At 73.6% G+C, this 16,322-nt stretch carries 16 protein-coding genes; all 16 read right to left on the bottom strand.

Annotation, left to right across the window (positions count from 1 at the left end):
* Position 1: 1 nt before the first annotated feature.
* The gene (locus FFT10_RS09965) at positions 2-1,606 is read right to left on the bottom strand and encodes a ShlB/FhaC/HecB family hemolysin secretion/activation protein (protein WP_137732669.1); all 1,605 of its coding nucleotides are present in this window, start codon (positions 1,604-1,606) and stop codon (positions 2-4) included.
* 20 nt (positions 1,607-1,626) lie between these two features.
* A complete protein-coding gene (locus FFT10_RS09960; protein WP_137732668.1) occupies positions 1,627-2,829 on the bottom strand; it encodes a PEP-CTERM sorting domain-containing protein in 1,203 nt (400 codons plus the stop codon).
* A gap of 112 nt (positions 2,830-2,941) precedes the next feature.
* Positions 2,942-4,387 carry a hypothetical protein gene (locus FFT10_RS09955; protein ID WP_137732667.1) on the bottom strand — a complete coding sequence of 482 codons (1,446 nt, stop codon included), beginning with the start codon at positions 4,385-4,387 and terminating at the stop codon, positions 2,942-2,944.
* A gap of 84 nt (positions 4,388-4,471) precedes the next feature.
* Positions 4,472-5,308 (bottom strand): PEP-CTERM sorting domain-containing protein, encoded by an 837-nt coding sequence (locus tag FFT10_RS09950; RefSeq protein ID WP_162520740.1) that lies wholly within the window; start codon positions 5,306-5,308, stop codon positions 4,472-4,474.
* Positions 5,309-5,586: 278 nt separating this feature from the next.
* On the bottom strand, positions 5,587-6,609 hold the full coding sequence (locus tag FFT10_RS09945; protein WP_137732665.1) for a hypothetical protein: 1,023 nt from the start codon (positions 6,607-6,609) through the stop codon (positions 5,587-5,589).
* A 54-nt stretch (positions 6,610-6,663) separates the two neighbouring features.
* Positions 6,664-7,548: a LuxR C-terminal-related transcriptional regulator gene (locus tag FFT10_RS09940; protein WP_137732664.1), complete on the bottom strand. Its 885-nt coding sequence runs from the start codon at positions 7,546-7,548 to the stop codon at positions 6,664-6,666.
* A complete protein-coding gene (locus tag FFT10_RS09935) occupies positions 7,545-8,090 on the bottom strand; it encodes a type II secretion system protein (protein WP_137732663.1) in 546 nt (181 codons plus the stop codon). Before FFT10_RS09935 ends, FFT10_RS09940 begins: the two co-directional genes overlap by 4 nt.
* A complete protein-coding gene (locus tag FFT10_RS09930; RefSeq protein WP_228027045.1) occupies positions 8,077-8,466 on the bottom strand; it encodes a type II secretion system protein in 390 nt (129 codons plus the stop codon). The genes FFT10_RS09935 and FFT10_RS09930 overlap by 14 nt, the downstream gene beginning before the upstream one ends.
* Entirely contained in the window at positions 8,453-8,947 is a 495-nt protein-coding gene (locus tag FFT10_RS09925) for a type II secretion system protein (protein WP_137732661.1), read from the bottom strand. Before FFT10_RS09925 ends, FFT10_RS09930 begins: the two co-directional genes overlap by 14 nt.
* On the bottom strand, positions 8,944-10,878 hold the full coding sequence (locus tag FFT10_RS09920; RefSeq protein ID WP_162520739.1) for a secretin GspD/PilQ domain-containing protein: 1,935 nt from the start codon (positions 10,876-10,878) through the stop codon (positions 8,944-8,946). The genes FFT10_RS09925 and FFT10_RS09920 overlap by 4 nt, the downstream gene beginning before the upstream one ends.
* A gap of 65 nt (positions 10,879-10,943) precedes the next feature.
* Entirely contained in the window at positions 10,944-11,825 is an 882-nt protein-coding gene (locus tag FFT10_RS09915; protein WP_137732659.1) for a GspMb/PilO family protein, read from the bottom strand.
* Positions 11,822-12,370, bottom strand: a complete 549-nt coding sequence (locus FFT10_RS09910) for a hypothetical protein (RefSeq protein WP_137732658.1) — start codon at positions 12,368-12,370, stop codon at positions 11,822-11,824. The genes FFT10_RS09915 and FFT10_RS09910 overlap by 4 nt, the downstream gene beginning before the upstream one ends.
* Positions 12,367-13,152, bottom strand: coding sequence for a hypothetical protein (locus FFT10_RS09905; protein ID WP_137732657.1), 786 nt, complete (start codon positions 13,150-13,152; stop codon positions 12,367-12,369). Before FFT10_RS09905 ends, FFT10_RS09910 begins: the two co-directional genes overlap by 4 nt.
* On the bottom strand, positions 13,133-14,644 hold the full coding sequence (locus FFT10_RS09900) for a GspE/PulE family protein (RefSeq protein WP_137732656.1): 1,512 nt from the start codon (positions 14,642-14,644) through the stop codon (positions 13,133-13,135). The genes FFT10_RS09905 and FFT10_RS09900 overlap by 20 nt, the downstream gene beginning before the upstream one ends.
* Positions 14,641-15,852 carry a type II secretion system F family protein gene (locus tag FFT10_RS09895; RefSeq protein ID WP_137732655.1) on the bottom strand — a complete coding sequence of 404 codons (1,212 nt, stop codon included), beginning with the start codon at positions 15,850-15,852 and terminating at the stop codon, positions 14,641-14,643. Before FFT10_RS09895 ends, FFT10_RS09900 begins: the two co-directional genes overlap by 4 nt.
* A 6-nt stretch (positions 15,853-15,858) precedes the next feature.
* On the bottom strand, positions 15,859-16,260 hold the full coding sequence (gene gspG / locus FFT10_RS09890) for a type II secretion system major pseudopilin GspG (RefSeq protein WP_228027044.1): 402 nt from the start codon (positions 16,258-16,260) through the stop codon (positions 15,859-15,861).
* Positions 16,261-16,322: the final 62 nt, after the last annotated feature.

Genomic DNA, 16,322 nt, shown 5'->3' with positions numbered 1-16,322 from the left:
GTCAGAACTTCCACTGCAGCTGCGCATGCAGCCGGGGGTCACCCAGGCTGTTGCCGCTGCGGTGCAGCGGCCACGCCAGGTCGAGGTTGCCGTCGAGCTGGCCGCCCAGCCGCACGGCCATGCCCAGCCCGGCGCCGGCCAGCTGGCGGTGGCCGGCCTGGCCGATGGCTGGCGCCAGCAGCGTGGTGCCGCCGGCATCGGCAAAGGCCGAGAACACCAGCTCGGCGTTGGTGGCCAGGCCCAGGCGCGGCGCCTGGTTGGGGGTGCGCAGCGTCAGCGAGGCCAGCCAGGCCTGGTCGCCGGCGGTGGCCGATTCCAGGTGGCCGCGCACCGTGTCGGCGCCGCCCAGGGCGAACTGCTCGCCGCTGACCAGGGCGCCGGTGGCCTGCTGCAGCGCCAGCCGGCCGGCCAGGCGCCAGCCGCCGGCGCCCAGGGCGCGGTCATGGCGCAGGTCGGCGCGCAGGGTCATGAAGCTGCCGTCGGCATCGCGCTGGGCGCAGGCGAACTGGTCTTCGGCCTGGCCGGCGCAGCGCACGGTGCGGCGCAGCACCGCCCGGTTGGCCAGGGTCAGCGTCAGGTCGAACTGGGTGCTGTGGTCGGCGCCGGCCAGCACGCCCGACCACGCGGCCGACAGCGGCAGGTAGCGCAGCGGCGAGGCCAGCACATCGCTGCCGGCGACGATGCGCTGCTGCACCCGCTTGAGGTCCAGACCCAGGGTCAGGCCGTGGCTGAAGTCGCCCGCGCCCGGCAGCGGCCAGCTGCGCTTCACACCCAGGGTGCTGCCCTGGCCGATCACGCTGCTGCCCAGCGGCTCGGTCAGGCTGTCGGAATCGACCAGCTGCACCGTCCAGCGGCCGCCGTCGTCGGTGGGCACGGCGTAGTTCAGCACCAGCACCCGGGTCTGGCGGGGCGCCTCGGGCGCGGTGATGGCGGTCAGCGACAGGCTGTGTTCGCGTTGGAACAGGTTGTCGTAGCGCAGGCTGGCGGCCAGGCGCCAGGGCACGGTGTTGGCGGCATGGCGGTTGTGCAGCGTCAGGCTGGCGGCCAGCGGCAGGCTGTCTTCCACCCGCAGCTCGGCATTGAGCGTGCCGGGCACGGCGCCGGCGCTCAAGAGCGGCTGCACCCGGCGCTCGGCGCTGCGGTTCAGCGCGGCCAGCTGGGTCTGCACGGCGTTGAAATCGGGCACCGAGCCGGGGGCCAGGGCAGGCACCTTGTCGCGGATCCAGCCCTGCGAGAAGTGGCGCGCGCCGGTCACCCGCAGCTGGGCCACGCTGCCTTCGACCACCCGCAGCACCACCACGCCCTGGTCCACCCGCTGCTCGGGGATGTCGACCACCACGCTGAGGAAGCCGGCCTGCTGGTAGGCCTTGTCGAGTGCGGCGCGGGCGGCCTCCACCGCGGCCATGCCGCGCTGCTGCCCCAGGTGCGGGCTGACCGCCTGCTCGATCGCCAGGACCGGCAGCACGGTGTTGCCATGCACCTCGAACTCCAGCACGTCGAAGGCCGGCTCGGCAGACGTGGCGGGGCGGGCAGGTGCATCGGCGGCAGGCGCTGCCGGCGCCAGGACGGCGAACAGCAGCGCCACCAGGCAGGCGGTGCGGCGCATGGCGGGACGGTGGCGCGGTGTCAGCGGGCGCGGCGGCGTGACCACAGGCCGAGGCCGGCCAGGCCCAGGCCCATCAGCACCCAGCCGGCGGGCTCGGGCACCGGGGTCACCGGCGCCTGCAGGCCCTGCACCAGCTGCAGCGTCTTGTCGGTCGGCCCATCGAGCTGGCTGCGGGCGGCCTGGCGGCTGACCAGCCGGCGCAGGAAGCCGTCGGTCAGGCCGATGACCTCGTCGCTCTGGCCCACGGCGTTGGCCACGCTCAGCACACCGGCCAGGCGGGCGAAGCTGTTCTCGAAGGTGAGCGCGGTGCGGGCCTCGGCCGTCGACACGAAGCGCTGTGTGGTGAAGCTCAGCAGGTAGCGGCCGGTGTTGCCGGCCTCGGCGGTGAAGCCCCAGTAGGCATCGCCACCGAGGTTGTCGAATTCATTGACGGTGGCCAGCGCCAGGTTGCTGCTGCCGCTGCGGGTGATGTCGTAGAACCAGGCCGATTGGCCGATGGGGTTGGTGATGGCGGGCACGCCCAGGCCGGCGAAGGTTTCCACCACCTGGGCGAAGTAGGCATCCGGGTGGCTGGCCTTGGTGTCGAAGCTGGAGCCGTTGACCGCGATCGACGATTCGAGGTCGCCAGTCACATCGCTCTCCACTGCATGGCTGGGCCGGTTGTTGACACCGACGCCGACGAACTGGTTGACCTGCGCGAACAGCCCGTTCAGGCCGCCGTTGGTCAGGTTGCGGTAGGCGGCCTCACCGCCCTGGCCGATGGTCAGCAGCATGCCGCGGCCGCCGACGGTGGCAGCCGAGCCGATGGAGTCGCTGCCCATCACCGCCCAGGCGCTGTTCGACAGGCTCGCCGCAGCGGCGAACTGGGACCAGGCCGTGTCCTTGCCGGGATCGATGATCCAGAAGGCGTGGTCCCGTGTCGCGTCGCTGGCCGATTGGAAGGTGGCGGCGATGTTGCTGCCGGCCGGCGCCAGCGTGCTGGCCGAGCCGGCATCCGCATTGGCCTGGCGCACCATGGTCATGGTCACGCCCAGGTCCAGGGTGTAGGACATCTCGCCCACCGGATCGAGCACGCTGAACCACAGCTCCGAGCGTGTGCCGTCCGTGCTGTCGCCGTTGCTCAGGGTCGCCAGGTTCGGTCGGCGCAGCGTGGCTTGCGCATGGTGTGCGGACACCAGGCTTGCGATCAGCACCAGCAGAAGAGGGAGGGAGCGCTTGTTCACGGCAGGGACCGGTGGCGAAGGAACATCAAGGTGGCCCCGGCATGCCGGGGCCACGGGAACGCAGGCTGCCGACGGTGCGGCACCCTGCGGTGGCGGGGCAGTCAGGCCCCGGTCACTGCACCACGGCCAGCGGCGTGCAGTTGTTGCCGTTGGTGCGGCCGACACGCGACACGAAGGCAGCAGCGATCGGATCGGCCGGGTCGTTGTAGATGCCGGCGCCGGGCAGGGCAGCCAGGCCGGCCTTGGTGGCGGTGGCCAGCTTGTCCATGTTCACCGGGCGACCCACGGCCTTGGCGAAGCCGGTGATGAAGCCGGCCTTGGCCTTGTCGTCGGCGCTGCCGGCGTTCAGCGCGGTGATCAGCGCAGTGCGGTACTGGGCGGTCGATTCCACCGCGTAGTCGTACTTGCCGGCGGTCATGTTGGCGCGGGTGGGCTCGACGCCGTCCAGGGCCACATGCTTCCACTTGGCGGTGGGTGCGTTCTCCAGCGACAGGTGGCCGATGGCATAGCCGCCGGCGTCATTGGCGTTGGACAGGCAGTTGGCCACGTTGCCGGCCGAGCTGGCTTCGTAGACGAAGAAGGCGCCATCGTTCCAGCTCGCCGGGGTCAGCGTGTTGGGGTACTCGGAGTCGGCGTTGACGGACGGCGCGGCCTGGGCGTCGCGGCTGCAGGGGAAGTTGCTGAACAGCAGGTTGGCGGCAGCCTGCGTGCCCGAGCCGGCAGCCCGGCGGCAGATGTTGACCTGCTTCTCCGCATCGGCCACGCCCAGCGCCTGCCAGCCGAGGCCGCCAGCCGGGTCGGCCAGCTCACCGCGGGTCAGCGAGCCGATGACGCTGCGCGGCACGGTCGGCACGCCGGTGGTGCCCTGGGCGTCCTGCAGCGCGGTGTACAGCGCATTGCTGACGCCCACGCCCATGATGGTCAGGAAGGTGGGCACCACGGTCAGGCCGCTGGCCTGGGCCGGCGTCAGGCCGGCGCTGCTGAAGCCCGACAACGCATTCAGGCCCTTGAAGAACGCCGGCTCGACGTCGGAAAAGCCCAGCTCGGGGGCGCGCACCGTCTCGCTGTTCTTGCACAGGAACGACGGCGTGGTGACGCCGGTGGCCGCGTTGAAGGCGGCGGCATTGCCGGTGGCCACGCACGAGGTGCCGTTGACGGCCAGGTTGGCCGAGTTCGACGGCACGGCGACCGGGAACACGCCCTGGGCCGAGCCACCGGCATCGCGCTTGAAGAAGGCCACGTTGCGGCCGCCCAGGCCCTTGCCCTTCAGGTCGGTCTCGAGGTTGGCCTCGGCCTTCAGCGTGCAGGTGTAGACGCGGTGCGAGTCGCCATTGGCACCGTCGGCGGTGAAGTTGCCGCCGGCTGCACGGTCGCTGTAGTAGATGTCGAGGTTGGAGGCGCAGTTCTGCAGGAAGATCTGGCCGACGATGTTGCGGATGGCCGAGGCGCCCGATGCATACACCTTGATGGTGGAGGCGGCGGCGACTTCGGTGGGGGTCAGGGCGTGCGCTTGGCCGGCGACCAACAGGACGGCGGCGGCGATCAGACGGATTTGCATGGTGTGTCCTTCGGGCATGGCGCCGCCCTGCCCGCCTGCGGCGGGTGGGTCGGCGATGGGGTCAGGGAGGGGTGGCGGTGCCGCTCAGGCGCGGCGGCGGGCCAGCAGGCCCACGGCGGCCAGGCCGGCCAGCATCAGTGCGTAGGTGCCGGGCTCGGGCACGGCGGTGGTGAAGCTCACCACGTAGTCGCCACCCGAGGCGGCTGCCACGCTGAAGGTGCTGGGGCCGTGCTGGCTGTCGAACTGGTCGTACTTGGCGTTGGCCAGGTTGCTCGACACGTCGCGGCTGACGTAGTAGACCGCCGAGCTGGTGCCGAAGGCGTTGTCGTTGGTGTAGGGCGCGAACGAGCCGCCGTTGATGCCGGCGAAGCCCTCGGTCAGCGCATAGCCGCCGTTGGTCTTGTCGCCGAAGCTGTAGCCATGCAGCTCGTGGCTGTCGCCTTCGGTGTCGCCGTTGACGTTGGTGGCCGACAGGAAGCTGTTGATCGGACCGAAGTTTGCGGTGAACGAGTTGTTCTTCATCGTCCCGATCGTCGCCGCATCGACGCCGTCGGTCAGCGTCGTCAGCAGGCCGCGGCCGCCGAAGACGTTCTGCGGGCCCACCGAGTCGCCGGCCTGCACATACCAGCGCCAGTCGCTCGAGGCGCCGGCCTTGGCCAGGAACTTGGCCACTTCGGCGTTGCCCGCCTCGATCGCCCAGGTCTTGCTGCTGCCAGCGGGCGCCATCGCCGCGTTGAAGTCCAAGGCGCGGAAGTCGTTGATGCCGATGCCCAGGTCCTTGGTCAGCGACACCTCGGCGGTGGGGTTGAACAGGACCAGGAACAGTTCGCCGTTGCCGGTGCCGGTGGGCGCGATGCCCGCGAACGCCGGTGCCGACAGTGCCACCGCAGCGGCAACGAGGGTCTTCTGGATCAGTTTCATGGTTGGGTCACTCCTGAGATCTGGGATGGATCGGTGCTGTGGTTGCCACCGGCCGGGCCGCGCGGGGCGGCCGGCCGGTGAAGACGCGCAGCGCCGGCGGATCGGGGCGCACCCCGGAGCCCGGGGCGTTGCACCCCAGAACCCTCCACTAGCCTTTGCACTGCCGGAAGTTTGGCAAGCGTGCATGACACCAGCAATGGTCTGGAAACATGCGGCCATGTGCTGTTCGGACCATCCCTGCGCTGAACGGCACCCCTGCAAACCCGGGGGTGCGGGTGTCAGCGGCTAATGGCATAGGCTTGCGTGCCTGCCGCGGTGGTGATCTGCACCTGGTAGCCGCCGGCCGTGGGCGTGACGGTGGCCTGCTGCACGCCACCGCCCGTCACCACCACCGTGCCCGCGCTGGCCCGGCTGCTACCCGGCAGGTAGCGCCAGCCGGTGAAGCGGTAGTCGCCGTAGCCGCTGCCGGCGGCTGCCGGCAGCGCGCTGCGCAGGCGGCCGTTGGCGATGCGGCTGCCGTCGACCTGGGCCACCACCTGCGGCGCATCCAGGAAGCGGCGACCGGCCAGGTCCAGCGCGAACACCTGCTGCCCGCCCTGGGTGCCGAAGCGCACCACCGCGTCCAGCGGGTCGTAGGCGGCCTGGCCGGCCGGCTGCCAGCGGAAGGCGGTGTAGGTCAGGCGCAGCAGTTCCTGGTTGGCATCGCGTGCCTCCACGTCCAGCCGGAAGCTGCCGCTGACGGTGTCGCCGACGCCGAAGTTGCCCAGCGCCACATCGTCGCCCAGCTCCACCGCACCGCGCACCACGCAGGCGTTGGCGCTGAAGGACAGGCTGTCGCCGGTGCGCAGCGTGGCGTTGGGGTCGTTGGCGAAGCGCTGCAGCAGCGCGTCGGGCACGTCGACACTGGCGGTGCCCTGGCTGCACAGTTCGGCGCTGAGGTCTTCCACCGCCAACGGGCGCTTCATGCCGTCCGGCACGATCCGCAACCTGACGGCCACCGGCCCGCCCACCGCCGACGGCGCCTGCGGCGCGGTGGCATGGGCCAGGCCGCTGCCCAGCTGCAGGTCGCGGGTGCGCTGCTCCACATCGCGCGCCAGTGCCGCGGCGGCATCGGCGCTGCTGGTGAACTGCGCAGTGGCACTGTCGGGGATGCCGGCTGGTGGCTGCTCGGGCACGGGCACGGGCTCGGCATCGCCGCCGCCACCACCGCCACCGCCGCAGGCGGCCAGGGTCAACAGGGCCAGGGTGGACAGCAGCGCGCCGGCGGGGCGGCGAATGGACGGGGTGTGGAAGGCGGGCATGGCGAGGCTCCGGCAGGCGGGCGGTTGGTTGAAGGGGTTGGGGGGTGCCGCGGGTCAGGCGATGCCGCGGCTGCCGGCATCACCCAGCAGGCCCAGGTCCATGGCAATGGCCACGGCCTGGGCGCGGTTGCTGGCCTGCAGCTTGCGCAGGATCTTCTGCACATGGTTCTTGACGGTCAGCGGGCTGATGGCCAGCGCGTCGGCAATCTGCTGGTTGCTCTTGCCCTCGCGCACCCAGGCCAGGATCTGGCACTCGCGCGGCGTGACCGCGCTGCGCGCAGGCAGCTCGGCCGGGCGGGTGGCGGGCGGGCGTTCGGCGGACGGCAGGCCGGGGCGCAGCAGATCGCTCTCGGTGCCCACCACCCGCTGCCAGGTGCGGTGCAGTTGCGGCAGCAGCAGGTCCAGGCAGGCCTGCAGCCGGGTGTCGGCGGCAGCGGGCGGGCTGCCGGTGGTGCCGAAGATGAACAGGCTCTCGATGTCGGCCGGCCGCTGCGGCCGCGCCACGCCGTGCACCAGCAGGCCGGCGGTGCCCAGCTCGCGGGCCATCAGCTCGGCGGCCGGCCGGGCCGCGGCCGGCAGCCCGGCCAGCGCCAGGCGCAGCGGGTGGCCGCGGCCGTCCACCCAGGCCTGGCTGATGGCGCGCATCAGCGCACCCTCGGCATCGTTCAGCGCCGCCAGCAACGCGCCTGACAGCACCACGCTGTGGAAGGTGTCGAACACCACGCCGCGGCGCTGGCGCTGGTAGTGGCCGCAGACCAGCAGCTGGTGCGGCACCAGCGGCTGCACATGGCTCTGGGCCCAGACGAAGAACTGGTAGCGGCGGTGCACCGCGGGCGCGGCCTCCATCAGCCGCACCAGGCTCTGGGCCTGGTCGGTGGACAGCAGCAGCGGCACCGGTTGCGGCCGCGGCAGGGGCAGGTGGTCGGGGGAGGGGGTCATGGTGGCGTGCCGCCGGCGGAAGCCGCGGCCTGGGCATCGGCTGGTTGGGTGAGGGCAGGGGCGCTGGCCGGGCCGGCCAGGAACTGCCACTGGTCGACCGTGGTGGCCGTGCTGCCGCCCTCCACGCCGGGGGGCAGGCCCTGGCGGCGCAGCAACGGCACGCTGGCGCGGCTGTGCAGGCCGACGATGCCGCCGTCGGCATCGCGCAGCAGCACCCAGTCGGCCTGGCCGGTGAAGGGGTCGGCATAGAGCTGGCGCAGCGGGTGGCGCACCGGCCCGCCGCGCGCGTCGACCAGCAGGTCCTGCAGCTGTTGCGGGCGCCGGGGCTGGCCGTCGGGGCTCTGGTCGTGGTACTGCTGCAGGGCCTGGCGGATCTGCAGGCCGCGGAACAGCAGCTCGGCCTCGCGCTCGCGCTGGGCCTGGGTCTGCCAGCGGGTGCCCAGCGTGGCCGCGGCCACCCCGCTGGCTGCCACGATGAACAGCAGCAGCAGGTAGGTGAAGCCGCGCTGGGCACTGCGGCCTGGACGCTCACCAATCGGCATAGAGGCTCCCGTCGCGGGCGCGGCCGGCGGCGCCGCTGCGCACATCCCACACCTGGCCCGGCACGGTGCTGTCGGGTGCCGGGCTCAGCGTCACCCAGCGGTCGCGCTGGCCGCTGATCGGCTCCTCGGGCAGGGCGCGCAGGTAGCGCGCCTGCACCAGCTCGTCCAGGCTGTCGGGGTAGCGGCCGCGGTCGGCGGCGAACTGGTCGATGGCATGGCGCAGCACCTGCAGGCTGCTGCGCAGGCTGGCCTCGCGGGCGCGGTCCAGGCTCTGCAGGTAGCGCGGTGCGGCGATGGACACCAGCAGCGCGACGATAGCCATCACCACGATCAGCTCGATCAGCGTGAAGCCGCGGGCGTGCTCACCACTGCGCATAGCGGCTGCCATCCAGGGCGCTGCGCTTGCTGCGCGAGCGCACGTCGAAGACATCGCGGCCGGGTGCCGGCGCGTCGGGCGGGGTGTCGCTGGCACGCAGCGCCCAGGTGTCGGCGGCCGGCAGCGCGGCATCGGCGAACGGGTCGCGCGGCAGCTGGCGCAGCAGGTACAGCCGGCTTCCGTTGGTCTGTGGCTGGCCGTCGCCATCGAGCAGCGGCACGCCCTGCACCAGCACCTGCAGGCTGGCCGGCCAGGGCGAGCCGTCGGGCCCCGGGGCGATGCGCTTGGCCTCCACCGCCAGGCGGTGGGCGTCCAGCGCGCCGCGCAGGCTGCGCAGGGCCTCGCGCAGGGCCTGCTCCTGGCTGCGCCGCAGCGCCAGCTCCTGCAGCGGCAGCGCGGTGGCCGCCAGGATGGCGACGATGCCCAGCACCACCACCATCTCGATCAGCGTGAAGCCCCGCCGGTTGGCCCGGCTGGTCATGGTGCGGTTCCGCTGCGTGGCTGGTCGGCCGCAGGCACGTCGATCTGCACCGTGCCCTCGACAGCCAGGCTGGCGGTGGCGCCATCGGCGGTGCTGGCGCGCAGCCCGCCCAACTGCACCGCCAGCTGCTGGCCGGCGGCCGGCGCCAGCACCCGGAACACCGCCACCAGCTCGCCGCGCGGCGTCAGCGAGAAGGCCACGCGGCCGCTGCCGGCATCGCTGCCGCCGGAGGCCGGCTGCAGGCTGGCGGGGTCGAACACCAGGGTGCCGCCGGCCTGCAGCGGGCTGTCGTTGCGCAGCGTGACGGCCACCGTCTCGCCCACCCGCGCCTGGCTGGCGGCCGACAAGAGCAGGCGCGGGCCGGCGGCGGCGGTGGCGGCCACGGCATCGCTGTCGGACGGCTCGGTCTGCCGCGGCGTGGCGCCGCGCCCACCGCTGCCGGCCGCCACACGCGCCGCGCCGCTGCTGCCCAGGCGCAGCGGCTGCGCGCCCGGCTGGCTGTCGGTGCCCGAGCCGGTGGTGGCCAGCGCCACGGGCAGTGGTGTCACCTGGCGCAGGATGCGCGGGGTGATCAGCATCACCACCTCGGTCTTGTTGCGGGTGTCGCTCTGGGTGCCAAACAGCTTGCCCACCACCGGGGCCGCACTCAGGCCTGGCACGCCCACGGCACGCTGGCGGTCCTCGTCGTTGATCAGGCCAGCCAGCACCTGGGTCTCGCCGTCCTTCAGCCGCAGCGTGGTGCTGCTGCTGCGCGTGCCCACCTGGTAGGCCAGCGCACCCGCCGGGCCGCTCACCTCACGCAGCAGGTTGCTCACCTCCAGCGCCACCTTGATGGTGACGTCGCCATCGAGCTGCACGGTGGGTTCGACCTCCAGCTTCAGCCCCACGTCCAGGTAGCTGACCGAGGTGGACACGCCCACGTTGGCGGTGGAGGTGGTGGTGAACACCGGCAGCTTGTCGCCGATCTGCACCTTGGCCTTCTCGCGGTTGCGGGCGCGGATGCTGGGGTTGGCCAGCAAATTGGTGCTGCCGCTGTCGCCGCGCAGCGTGGCCAGCAGCGCCGGGTTGGCGATGCTGGCTGTGAAGCTGCCGCGCTGGCCCAGCTCGATCTGGCCCGTGGCGTTGGTGATGCCGTACTGCACCGTGCTGGGCCAGTTCAGCCCCAGCTGGTCGAGCCGGCTGCTGGCCACCTCCATCACCTCCACCGCCAGCATCACCTCGGGCTCGGGCAGATCCAACGTGGCCACCAGGCGTTCCACCTGGCGCACCACCTCGGGCGTGTCGCGCACCACCAGCAGGTTCAGCCGCTCGTCGGCATGCAGGTCGCGGGTCTTGGCCATGGTGCGCACCAGGGTCAGCACCTGCCGCACATCGGCATTGGCCAGGTACAGGGTGCGGGTCACCAGCTCCTGGTGCTCACGCTGCTTGGCGGTGGTGTTGGGGTAGACCAGCACCGTGCTGTCGTTGAGCAGCTTGCGGTCGAGCTGCTGGGTGGCCAGGATCACCCGCAGCGCCTCGTCCAGCGACACCTGGCGCAGGAACACGGTGACCTTGGCGTCGCCACGCACGTCCTTGTCGAAGACGAAGTTGACGCCGCTGCTGCGCGCCAGGGATTCGAACACCTGGCGCAGCGTGGCTTCGCGGAACTCCAGCCCCACCGGCTTCTGGAAGGCGGCCGACAGCGCGGCAGGCAGCGGGGGTGGCGGTGGTGTGGTGGCCGCTGCGGCGGCGGCAGCACGGGCCTGCGCCTCCTCGGCCTGGCGCTGCAGGTTGGCGCGGGACTGGGCATGCAGCGCGTCCAGCGCAGCCAAGCGGGCGGTCAGGGCGGCCTCGGCGCGCTGGCTGCGCGCCTGGCGCTCGGCATCGTCCACCGGCGTGCTGGCGCAGCCGACCAGGGCGGCGGCCAGCAGCAGGGCGGCTGCACAGCGCACGGCTGGGCTGGCGGGTGGGAAGGCGAATGCTCGGGTCGTCACGTGTCAGGGGCGCGGAGGCGGTTTCAGGGCAGGGCAGCAGCCGGCGCGCCAGGCACCGGGAGCGGGGTGCCGTCGGGCAGGGCCTGGGCCAGCAGCCGGCCATCGGCGCCGCGCAGCAGCCGCCAGCGGCCGTCCAGCGTGTCGCCCAGGCGAACGGCCACGCTGCGCTGGGCGCTGGCCAGCAGCGCTTGGGGCGGGCCGCCATCGTCGAGCTGGCCGATCCAGCGGTAGGGGAAGGGCGGTGCCGGCGGCGCGCTGGGTGCGGCGGCCTGCGGGGCTGCGGCGGTCAGCACCGGCTTGGCCGCGGGCGGCTGCCAGGCGGCCAGCGCGGTGGCCGGGGCAGCGGGCCAGTCGGCCGGGCGGGTGGGCAGGGGAGCGGCGGTGGGCGCCGCAGCGGCGCCGGGCAACTGCTGCAGCAGGGCCCATTGCAGCGTGCCGGCCAGCAGCGGCTCGGTGGGGCCGCTGCGGTGCAGGCGCAGGTCGTCCAGCAGCAGGGCGTCATCCTGCTGCAGTGCGTCGGCGACGAACTGCCGCCAGGCGCTGTAGCTGGCATGGCCGCTCAGCTGCAGCGGCACCCGCTCGGCGGCCAGCTGGCCGGCGCCCTGGCCCAGGCGCAGCGGTGGGCTCTGGCGCAGGTTGTCGAGCCGGATGCCGTGGGCCTGGGCGGCGGCCACCAGCGCCTGGATGCGGGCGGCGCTGGCGTCTGACCTGGGCAGCGCCTGCACCAGCCGGGCATCGGCCGGTGGTGGTGCGCCAGCCGTCGCACGCACTGCCTGGCGCTGCGTCTGCATGGCCTGCGTGGCCTCGGCCCGCCAGCGCGGCGTGGCCACCACCGCCAGCCAGGCGGCCAGCAGCAGGGCGGCGCTGCCGGTCAGTACCGGCAGGTGCGTGCGCCACGCAGTCATGGCGCCGGCCTCCGGGTGTCGCCCGCCAAGCGTGCCACCAGCTCGAAGCGCTGGCCCTCCGGCAGGCGCTCGATGCTGGCCAGTGTCACGCCCTGCCACGGCGCCTGCTGATGCAGGGCCTGCGCCGCGGCCTGGGCGGCGGCTGGGTCGCTGGCCAGACCGGACAGGCGCAGGCCGCCACCCGGGCCATGGGCCAGCTGCAGCCACTGCACGCTGGCCGGGGCCGTCTCGCTGGCGGCCCACACCGCGGGCCATGGCTGGGCCAGCCCGGCGGCCCAGCGGGCGGCTTCGGCGGCGCGCTGGGTGGCCTCGGCGCTCCGCCGGGTGGCATCGCCACTGGCCGGGCCACGGGCGGAGGCTGCGGGCTGCTGTGCGGCGCGCGCCTGGCGCTGCAGTGCCTGCTGCCGCTCGGCCCAGGCGGTCTGGCCCTCCAGGCCGGCTGCCGCCAGCACCAGCAGGCCGGTGGCGCACCAGGCCCAGGCCAGGCGTCCGGCGCGGGCGGCCGGGCGAAGGAAGTCGGGCCGGGGCCAGCGTGCTGCAGTCATGCCGCCATCCGATGCGGGGTGGCTGCCAGCCAGGGTGCCGGCGGCACGTCGCCTGCCAGGTTGCCCAGCGCCGGCAGGTCGGCCAGGCCCGCCGGCCAGGGCGCGGCCAGGCCATGGCCCACGGCCAGGCTGCAGTCCACCGGCGGCAAGCCTGCAACCAGGGCCGCCAGCGCGGCCGGCTGGTTGCTGGCCAGGCGCCGCTGCAGCAGCTGCTGCAGGCGGCCGCCGGCCAGGTCGATCTGGGTGACCAGCGTGCCGTCGACCACCAGCAGCCGGGCATTGGCCGCGCTGGCCAGCGCCGGCTGGTGCTGCTGCACCAGCGGCAGGGCCAGGCTCCAGGCCGGGCAGGCCCGCCGCAGCGCCACGCCGGCCCGGCGGGCGCTGGCCTGCAGGGCATCCAGCGCAACGCCATGCAGGGCGCTGATGCCGTGGCGGCCACCGGCCTGCCAGGCCGCCAGCGGCCAATGGGCCGCGGCCTCGCCGTGGTAGTGCTGCAGCAGGCCGCGGGCATAGGCCAGGCGGGCGGCGTCGTCGGCCAGCGGCAGCTGGGCATCGAGCAGCAGCTCATGCAGCAGCCAGCCCGACAGCGCCAGCTGGCAGGCCCGGCCCGGGTGGGCCTGGCACCAGGCGCCGAAGCCGGCATGGCGCTGCGGTGCCATGGCGCGGGCGCGCCAGCCGGGTTGGGGGCCGTGGTCCCACAGGCCATCGGCGCCCAGCCACAGCGCATGCGGCGGTGCCAGACGGCGGGCCCAGGCGGGGCGCTCAGTCGCTGCCGACCACACGGTCCACCTCCTCCAGCGTGGTGTGGCCCTGGCGCACCGCGGCCAGCGCGGCGGCGCGCAGGGTCTGCAGGCCACGCGCCCGGGCGGCCTGCTTGATGTCGGACAGCGGTGCGCGGCCGGCGATCAGGTCGCGCAGGCCGTCGTCCAGGCGCAGCAGTTCGGCCACGGCCTGGCGGCCGCGGTAGCCGCTGCCGTGGCAGTGGGCGCAGCCGCGGCCGCGGCGCAGCTGCAGCGGGGCCCCATCGTCGCTGCCCAGCACGGCCTGTTCGCTGGCGCTGGCAGCCACCGGCTCGGCACACTGGCCGCACACCTGGCGCAGCAGGCGCTGGGCCAGCACCGCATTCAGCGCCGAGACCACGTTGTACAGGTCCAGCCCCATGTGCATGAAGCGGCCGATCACATCAAAGGCGCTGTTGGCATGCACGGTGCTGAAGACCAGGTGCCCGGTCAACGCCGCCTGCACCGCGATCTGCGCGGTCTCGGTGTCGCGGATCTCGCCGACCATCACCCGGTCGGGGTCGTGCCGCAGGATGGAGCGCAGGCCGCGGGCAAAGCCCAGGCCCTTGCGGTCGTTGACGGGGATCTGCACCACGCCGGCCAGCTGGTACTCCACCGGGTCCTCGATGGTGATGACCTTCTCGCGGCCGGTGTGCACCTCGGTGATGGCGGCGTACAGCGTGGTGGTCTTGCCGCTGCCGGTGGGGCCGGTGACCAGCAGCATGCCGTGCGGCGCGCGGGCCAGCGCCAGCACCGATGCGCGCAGCGCGGGCGCGAAGCCCAGTGACTGCAACGTCAGCGCCTGGCCGCCCGGCGCCAGGTGGCTGCGGTCGAGCACCCGCACCACCGCGTCCTCGCCGAACACGCTGGGCATGATGGACAGGCGGAAGTCCACCTCGCGCCCCTGCACCCGCAGCTTGAAGCGGCCGTCCTGCGGCAGGCGGCGCTCGCCGATGTCGAGCTCGGCCATCACCTTCAGCCGCGACACCATCTGCTCGGCCAGCGCGGCGCTGTCGATGCTGCGCAGCGGCTGCATCACGCCGTCGTGGCGCAGGCGCAGCTGGGCGCCACGGGGCTGGCTTTCGATGTGGATGTCGCTGGCACCGTCCTGCAGGGCGTCGAACAGCACCGCGTCCAGCAGGCGCACCGCCGGGCTGGTCTCGGCGCCCAGGCCGGCCAGGCTCAGCTCCTGGGTGCCGCTGTCGTTGGCCGATGGGCCTGCGGCCACCGTGGCCGCTTCGCTGCCCAATGCATCCAGCGCACGGCCCTGGGCCTCGCCCTGTGCCAGCCAGCCGTCGAGCGTGGCCGCATCCACCTGCTGCCATTGCAGCGGCGCGGCCAGGCGGGCCTCGGCCAGCTGCAGCAGCAGCGGGTCGAGGGGCCGGTCGGCCAGCAGGCGGGCTGCGCCGTCGGCCTGCAGCGCCACCAGGGCGCGGTGGCGCACCGCCTGGGCCTGCGGCCAGCGTGCGTGGTCGAAGCGCTGCAGCGGCGTCACTGCACCTGCTCCATCAGCGTGAAGATCGGCAGGTACATCAGCACCACGATGCCGCCGATCACCACGCCCATCACCAGCATCAGCAGCGGGTTGACCAGGCGGGTGACCAGCTCGGAGAAGCGGGCGATCTCGCCATCGTGGAACGCGGCGGCCTGGGCCAGCATGGCCGGCACCTCGCCGCTGCTTTCGCCCACCCGCAGCATGCGCCAGGCCACCGGCGTGGCCAGGCCCTGCCCCTGCAGGCTGGCCGACAGGCGCAGGCCGCTGCGCACCTGCTGCAGCACCTGCTGCAGCGCCGGCTGCAGCGGCTGCGGCAGCACGCCGGCCACCAGCTGCAGCGCGGCCGGCGCCGGCAGGCCGGCGGCCAGGGTGAGGCCCAGCGCGCGGTACAGCCGGGCCAGGGCCACCAGGCGCAGCCGCGGGCCGAGGCCGGGGCTGCGCCACAGCCCGCGCTGCACCGCCTGGCGCAAGGCCGGCCAACGGCTGCCCAGCCCGGCCAGCACCGGGCCGGCCAGGGCCAGCGCCACGGCCGCGCCGGGGTGGGCCGCAGCCAGCACGCCCAGGTCGATCAGCCACCGCGAGGCCAGCGGCAAGTCGCGTCCCAGGCCGTCGAACACGCCGGCAAAGCGCGGCAGCACATACAGCAGCAGGAACAGGATCACCGCGCCGCCGGCGCCCAGCAGCAGCAGCGGGTACACCAGGGCAGCGCGCAGCTGGCCGGCCAGCGCCTGCACCCAGCCCAGGTAGGCGGCATGGTCACGCAGCGTGGTGGCCAGCTGGCCGCTGCGCTCGCTGGCGGCCACCAGGGCGATGAACAGCGCATCGAAGCAGTCGGGCGATTGCGCCAGCGCGGCCGACACTGGCTGGCCGTCGCGCAGCGCGGCGATCACCGCATCCAGCGGGCTGCTGCCGGCGCTGCCGTCGTCCTTTTCGCGCAGGGTCTGCAGCGCTTCCAGCAGCGGGATGCCGGCCTGCAGCAGCACTGCCAGCTCCTGGCTGAACAACTGCAGTCCCAGCGGCCGTTGCCGCCAGCGTACGGCCCAGCCCCAGGCCGGCGCCACCGGCTGCACCGACAGCAGCTGCGGCGGTGCCACACCCAGCACTGCGGCCACCGCCTGCGGGCCGGCGGCCTGCACCGTGGCCTGGCGCAGGCGGGCGGCCGCGGTGGTGGTGGCCGGCTCCAGCCAGCGGGCGCGGTACTGCGGCATGCCGGTTCACCAACTGTTCAGGTCGGCGTCGTCGCCGTCGCCACCGGGCTGGCCATCCTTGCCCAGGCTCTGCAGGTCGTACTCGCCCTGGCGGCCGGGCATGGTGTAGAGGAAAGGCCTGCCCCAGGGATCGGCGGGCACGGCCTTGGCCAGGTAGGGGCCGCTCCAGCGCGGCTCGTCGGCCGGGCGCTGCACCAGCACCGCCAGGCCCTGCTCGGTGCTGGGGTAGCGGCCGGTGTCGATGCGGTACTGGTCCAGCGCCTTCTGCAGCGCGTCGATCTGGGCCCGGGTGACCTTGGTCTCCGACTTGCCGATCTGCGCGAACAGCTTGGGGCCGACATAGCCCGCCAGCAGGCCGATGATGACCATCACCACCAGCAGCTCCAGCAGGGTGAAGCCGGTGGCCAACCTGCGCCGGGGCGGGGTGGAACGGGGGTGGACGGGAGGGACGGACACGGTGTGGACAAGGC

The organism is Pseudaquabacterium pictum (genome assembly GCF_005403045.1).
In the GTDB taxonomy this organism is placed as follows: Bacteria; Pseudomonadota; Gammaproteobacteria; order Burkholderiales; family Burkholderiaceae_C; genus Pseudaquabacterium; species Pseudaquabacterium pictum.
Note: the sequence above shows the minus strand (reverse complement) of the source record. Positions and strands in the feature narration are given on the sequence as shown.

What these genes read in the sequence shown, in the direction of transcription:
- FFT10_RS09965 (WP_137732669.1), bottom strand. Translation starts at nt 1,606, where the DNA reads ATGCGCCGCACCGCCTGCCTGGTGGCGCTGCTGTTCGCCGTCCTGGCG.
- FFT10_RS09955 (WP_137732667.1), bottom strand. Translation starts at nt 4,387, where the DNA reads ATGCAAATCCGTCTGATCGCCGCCGCCGTCCTGTTGGTCGCCGGCCAA.
- FFT10_RS09950 (WP_162520740.1), bottom strand. Translation starts at nt 5,308, where the DNA reads ATGAAACTGATCCAGAAGACCCTCGTTGCCGCTGCGGTGGCACTGTCG.
- FFT10_RS09945 (WP_137732665.1), bottom strand. Translation starts at nt 6,609, where the DNA reads ATGCCCGCCTTCCACACCCCGTCCATTCGCCGCCCCGCCGGCGCGCTG.
- FFT10_RS09940 (WP_137732664.1), bottom strand. Translation starts at nt 7,548, where the DNA reads ATGACCCCCTCCCCCGACCACCTGCCCCTGCCGCGGCCGCAACCGGTG.
- FFT10_RS09935 (WP_137732663.1), bottom strand. Translation starts at nt 8,090, where the DNA reads ATGCCGATTGGTGAGCGTCCAGGCCGCAGTGCCCAGCGCGGCTTCACC.
- FFT10_RS09930 (WP_228027045.1), bottom strand. Translation starts at nt 8,466, where the DNA reads ATGCGCAGTGGTGAGCACGCCCGCGGCTTCACGCTGATCGAGCTGATC.
- FFT10_RS09925 (WP_137732661.1), bottom strand. Translation starts at nt 8,947, where the DNA reads ATGACCAGCCGGGCCAACCGGCGGGGCTTCACGCTGATCGAGATGGTG.
- FFT10_RS09915 (WP_137732659.1), bottom strand. Translation starts at nt 11,825, where the DNA reads ATGACTGCGTGGCGCACGCACCTGCCGGTACTGACCGGCAGCGCCGCC.
- FFT10_RS09910 (WP_137732658.1), bottom strand. Translation starts at nt 12,370, where the DNA reads ATGACTGCAGCACGCTGGCCCCGGCCCGACTTCCTTCGCCCGGCCGCC.
- FFT10_RS09895 (WP_137732655.1), bottom strand. Translation starts at nt 15,852, where the DNA reads ATGCCGCAGTACCGCGCCCGCTGGCTGGAGCCGGCCACCACCACCGCG.